General features: G+C 69.6%; 4 protein-coding genes and 1 pseudogene. 2 read left to right on the forward strand and 3 right to left on the reverse strand.

Translation table 11 applies throughout. From position 1 onward, the window contains the following. Positions 1-165: 165 nt before the first annotated feature. Entirely contained in the window at positions 166-945 is a 780-nt protein-coding gene (gene gloB / locus x551_RS19325; RefSeq protein ID WP_036234713.1) for a hydroxyacylglutathione hydrolase, read from the reverse strand. Between gloB and x551_RS19330 the strand changes: the two are divergent. Together x551_RS19330 and x551_RS19335 are read left to right on the forward strand one after the other, a co-directional pair. Beyond that, positions 944-1,791 (forward strand): annotated as a pseudogene (locus x551_RS19330) (class I SAM-dependent methyltransferase). The gene gloB and the pseudogene x551_RS19330 sit on opposite strands and share 2 nt — an antisense overlap. Continuing rightward, entirely contained in the window at positions 1,788-2,240 is a 453-nt protein-coding gene (locus tag x551_RS19335) for a ribonuclease H (protein ID WP_036234717.1), read from the forward strand. The pseudogene x551_RS19330 and the gene x551_RS19335 overlap by 4 nt, the downstream one beginning before the upstream one ends. A 21-nt stretch (positions 2,241-2,261) precedes the next feature. Here the strand turns inward: x551_RS19335 and chrA are convergent, their stop codons facing one another. Next, positions 2,262-3,599, reverse strand: a complete 1,338-nt coding sequence (chrA, locus tag x551_RS19340) for a chromate efflux transporter (RefSeq protein WP_036234720.1) — start codon at positions 3,597-3,599, stop codon at positions 2,262-2,264. A 66-nt stretch (positions 3,600-3,665) separates the two neighbouring features. After that, a partial coding sequence (locus tag x551_RS19345; protein WP_036250336.1) for a cytochrome c occupies positions 3,666-4,051 on the reverse strand: 386 nt, incomplete at its 5' end.

Consider the following 4,051-nt stretch of genomic DNA (forward strand, 5'->3'; position numbering starts at 1 on the left):
CTGCGGCCTCGGGGGGTGGCGTGGCGCCGGGTGCCGCGGCGCCGGCGTTGACGACGGGAGCCGTGATCGGTTCGGGCGACGGGGCGGTGGCGCAGGCTGCCAGCACGAGCGTCAGGGCCAGCACGGACAGCGTGGCGCGACGCTTCGGCGTGAGCAGCAGGGCGGTCATCGGAATTCGTTCTTCCACTGTCGCAACGCCGCGAGCACGCTCACCGCATCGTCGCCGGCGGCGCCATGCGCGCGGGCACTGGTTCGGACCTGCGCGCTCGTGACGCGCAGAAAGGGGTTGACCTGTCGTTCACGCGCCACCGTGCTGGGCAGCGTGGGCAGGTCGCGTTGTCGCAGCGACTCGCACTGCGCAACGTAGTCGATCAGATCGGCGTTGCCGGGTTCCACGGCGCACGCGAATTTCAGGTTGCCGAGTGTGTACTCGTGGGCGCAGCACACCCGCGTGTCGCCGGGCAGCGCGGCCAGGCGCGACAGCGACGCATGCATCTGCGCCGGCGTGCCCTCGAACAACCGGCCGCAGCCACCACTGAACAGCGTGTCGCCGCAGAACAGGATGGGTGCTTCGCCGGCCGGCTGGCCGAAGTAGGCGATGTGGCCAGCGGTGTGGCCGGGCACGTCGATCACCTCGAAGCGCGTGCCGAACAGCTCGATCGCATCGCCGTCGCGCAGCGGCAGGCAGGGCTGCGGGATGGTCTCGCGCGCCGGACCGTAGACCGGTCCGCGGCCGTCGGGCAAACGTGCACGCAGCGCGTCGACGCCGCCGACGTGGTCGCCGTGATGGTGGGTCACTACAATCGCCGCGAGCTTCAGTGACCGCTCGTCGAGCGCGCGAGTCACCGGCGCGGCTTCCCCCGGATCGACGACGATGGCCGACACGCCATCGTGGAGCATCCAGATGTAGTTGTCCGTGAAGGCGGGAACAGCGATCAGGTTCATGGTGCAGGAAGCGTCGAGTATAGATTTGCCCTTGTGGCTGCAGACCCCGCCCGGCCGGTACGTGTTGGCGTGGGAACAGGCGCGCATCGAAACGCATGTGGCCGATGTGTTCGGATTTCACGCATTGCAGCTCGGCCTGCCGGAGATCGATGCGCTGCAGGCCAACCGCATGCCGCACCGTTGGCTTGCATTGTCGGCCCGCGAGGGCGCCGCGGCGACCGTTCCAGAAGACGGCGGCGCCGCGCCGCGCACCGTGGCGCTGTCGTGCGATTTCGATGCCTTGCCGTTCGCGAGCCAGAGCCTCGACCTCGTGGTGCTGCCGCACACGCTGGAACTGGCGCGCGACCCCCACCACACGCTGCGCGAGGTCGAGCGTGTGCTCGTGCCCGAAGGCCAGGTCGTGATCACCGGCTGAACCCGACCAGCCTGTGGGGTTTGCGCCAGGCGGGCGGACGTGCTGCGCAGCGCCTCGGTCGCCGCAGCGACGACGAGCGCCTGTTCCTGCCGCGCGCCGGCGACTTCATCGCCTACCGGCGCCTGCGCGACTGGCTGCGCCTGCTCAGCTTCGAGGTCGAGAGCGGCGGCTTCGGCTGCTACCGGCCGGCCTTGCGCTCGCAGGCCTGGCTGGACCGCTACGCGTGGATGGAGCGCGCGGGCGAACGCTGGTGGCCGGTGTTCGGCGCGGTCTATCTGCTCAAGGCCGTGAAGCGCGTGCGCGGCATGCGCCTCATCGGCCCGGCCTGGAAGAAGACGCCGAAGCCGCGCGCCGCGCCGGCCGTCGTCAGCCACAAGCACCACCGGGCAGGATCGTCGCCCGACGACAGAGAGAAAAGATTCGAGACATGAAGTGGATCGCCTACACCGATGGCGCCTGTGCGCCGTCGAATCCCGGGCCGGCGGCCTGGGGCGCCGTGCTCATCGCGCCGGACGGCCGCACCGAGACCGATCATTTCGGCTTCATCGGCCACGGCACCAACCAGATCGCCGAACTGACTGCGGCGATCGAAGGCCTGACGCGCGTGCCGGCCGGCGCGCTGGTGGAACTGGTGTCGGACAGCCAGTACGTGCTCAAGGGCCTGAGCGAGTGGCGCACCGGCTGGGAGCGCAAGGGCTACCGCAACTCCAAGGGTGAGCCGGTCGCCAACCTGCATCTGTGGAAGCAGTTGTTCGCGCTGGCCGATGCGCGCAAGGTGTCGACGCGTTGGGTGCGCGGACACAACGGCGACCCGCTCAACGAGCGCGCCGATGCGCTCGCGAACAAGGCGCTGGCGCTGAAATCCGGCAGCGCCGGCTGAGTCCGGTCGCTGCGTCCCTGCTCAGAGCAACTCCCAGGCGAGACCCAGCAGCCCGGCGGCCAGCACGACCGGGATCACGCCGATCCGCAAGCCGAACAGCGCGACGGCCGCTGCCGCGCCGATCAGTGCCGCGGTCCACTCGAAGTGCCCCTCCAGCCCGGCCGGCCACAGCACGTGGTAGGCGAAGAACACCGCCAGGTTGACGATCACGCCGACCACTGCGGCGGTGATGCCGGTCAGCGGCGCGGTGAACTGCAGCTTGCCATGCGTGGTCTCGATGAAGGGCCCGCCCAGCAGGATGAACAGGAAGGACGGCAGGAAGGTGAAGTAGGTGACGACCACGGCGGCGGCGGCGCCGGCCGCGAACAGGGCGTCAGACCCGAACACCGCATGGGTCCAGGCGCCGACGAAACCGACGAAGGCCACCACCATGATCAGCGGGCCGGGCGTGGTCTCGCCGAGTGCCAGGCCATCGATCATCTGCGGCCCGGTCAGCCACTGGTAGTGTTCGACCGCGCCCTGGTAGACATAGGGCAGCACTGCGTAGGCGCCGCCGAAGGTCAGCAGCGCGGCCTTGGTGAAGAACCACCCCATCTGCGTCAGCACCGCCGACCAGCCGAAGGCCAGGCTCAGCGCGCCGAGGACCACGGCCCACAAGGCCACGAAGACCACCAGCACGCGCGTTGCATGCGGCCAGGAGAAGCGGGCGTGGGCCGGCGTCGGCGTGTCGTCGTCGATCAGCGCCGGTCCCGGCCGTGCTGCGCCCTGGCCATGGCCGCCGCCGATCGCGAAACGATCGGGCAGGTAGCGGCCCCCGAGGTGGCCGAGCAGGCCGGCTGCCAGAACGATCAGCGGGAACGGCGCGTGCAGAGCGAAGATCGCCACGAAGGCCGCGACCGCAATGGCCCACAGCCAGGCATTCTTCAGTGCGCGGGAACCGATGCGCCAGGCAGCGAACACCACGATCGCGGTGACCGCCGGCTTGATGCCGTACAGCAGGCCCGCCACCGCCGGCAGTTCGCCGTAGGCCAGATAGACCCACGACAGTGCGATCAGGATGAACAGCGAGGGCAGCACGAACAGCCCGCCGGCCACCAGGCCGCCCCAGGTGCGGTGCATCAGCCAGCCGATGTAGGTGGCCAGCTGCTGTGCTTCCGGACCGGGCAGCACCATGCAGTAGTTCAGCGCATGGAGGAAGCGCTGCTCCGAGATCCAGCGGCGCCGCTCCACCAGCTCCTGGTGCATGATCGAAATCTGCCCGGCCGGACCGCCGAAGCTGATGAAGCCGAGCTTGAGCCAGAAGCCGAAAGCCTCTCGGAGGCCGACTTCGGCGGGCGGGGCGGTGTCGCTGGGGTTCATCGGCGGCGTGCATCCTCACGGCATCGCGCCGTCACGCCGGCGAGTATCTCAGCGTCGCTTGTCGGTTCAGGGCATCGCTTCGACGTGCGCCTTGGTGATGGCGCCGTCCGAGCGGCCCTTCAGGTAGGCGTAGAGCTGATCGATGTTGCCGACCACGTTGGGCGCCTGCCCGAAGCTCGGCATGCCCTTCTCGAGACGGCCCTGGGTCACGGTAGTCACGAACTCGGCCTTGCTCAGCGTCTTCAGGCTGTTGATCAGCGATGGTCCCACCATGCCTTCCTGGTTGGCGCCATGACAGCGGTCGCAGGCCGCGGCGCGCCAGGTGCGGAAGCCCTTCATCGTTTCGGGATCGACCTTGTAGCCGTCGACCACCTTGTACGGTGCGGCGCCGCCGGAGGGCGTGGCCGCTGCGGCGGCGGGCTTGGCGTCGGCCGCCGGCGCAGCAGCCGGCG

The organism is Methylibium sp. T29, from assembly GCF_000576205.1.
GTDB lineage: Bacteria > Pseudomonadota > Gammaproteobacteria > Burkholderiales > Burkholderiaceae_C > Methylibium > Methylibium petroleiphilum.

Excerpts from the sequence above, each read along its gene's own strand:
- gloB (WP_036234713.1), bottom strand. The coding sequence starts at position 945 with ATGAACCTGATCGCTGTTCCCGCCTTCACGGACAACTACATCTGGATG.
- x551_RS19335 (WP_036234717.1), top strand. The coding sequence starts at position 1,788 with ATGAAGTGGATCGCCTACACCGATGGCGCCTGTGCGCCGTCGAATCCC.
- chrA (WP_036234720.1), bottom strand. The coding sequence starts at position 3,599 with ATGAACCCCAGCGACACCGCCCCGCCCGCCGAAGTCGGCCTCCGAGAG.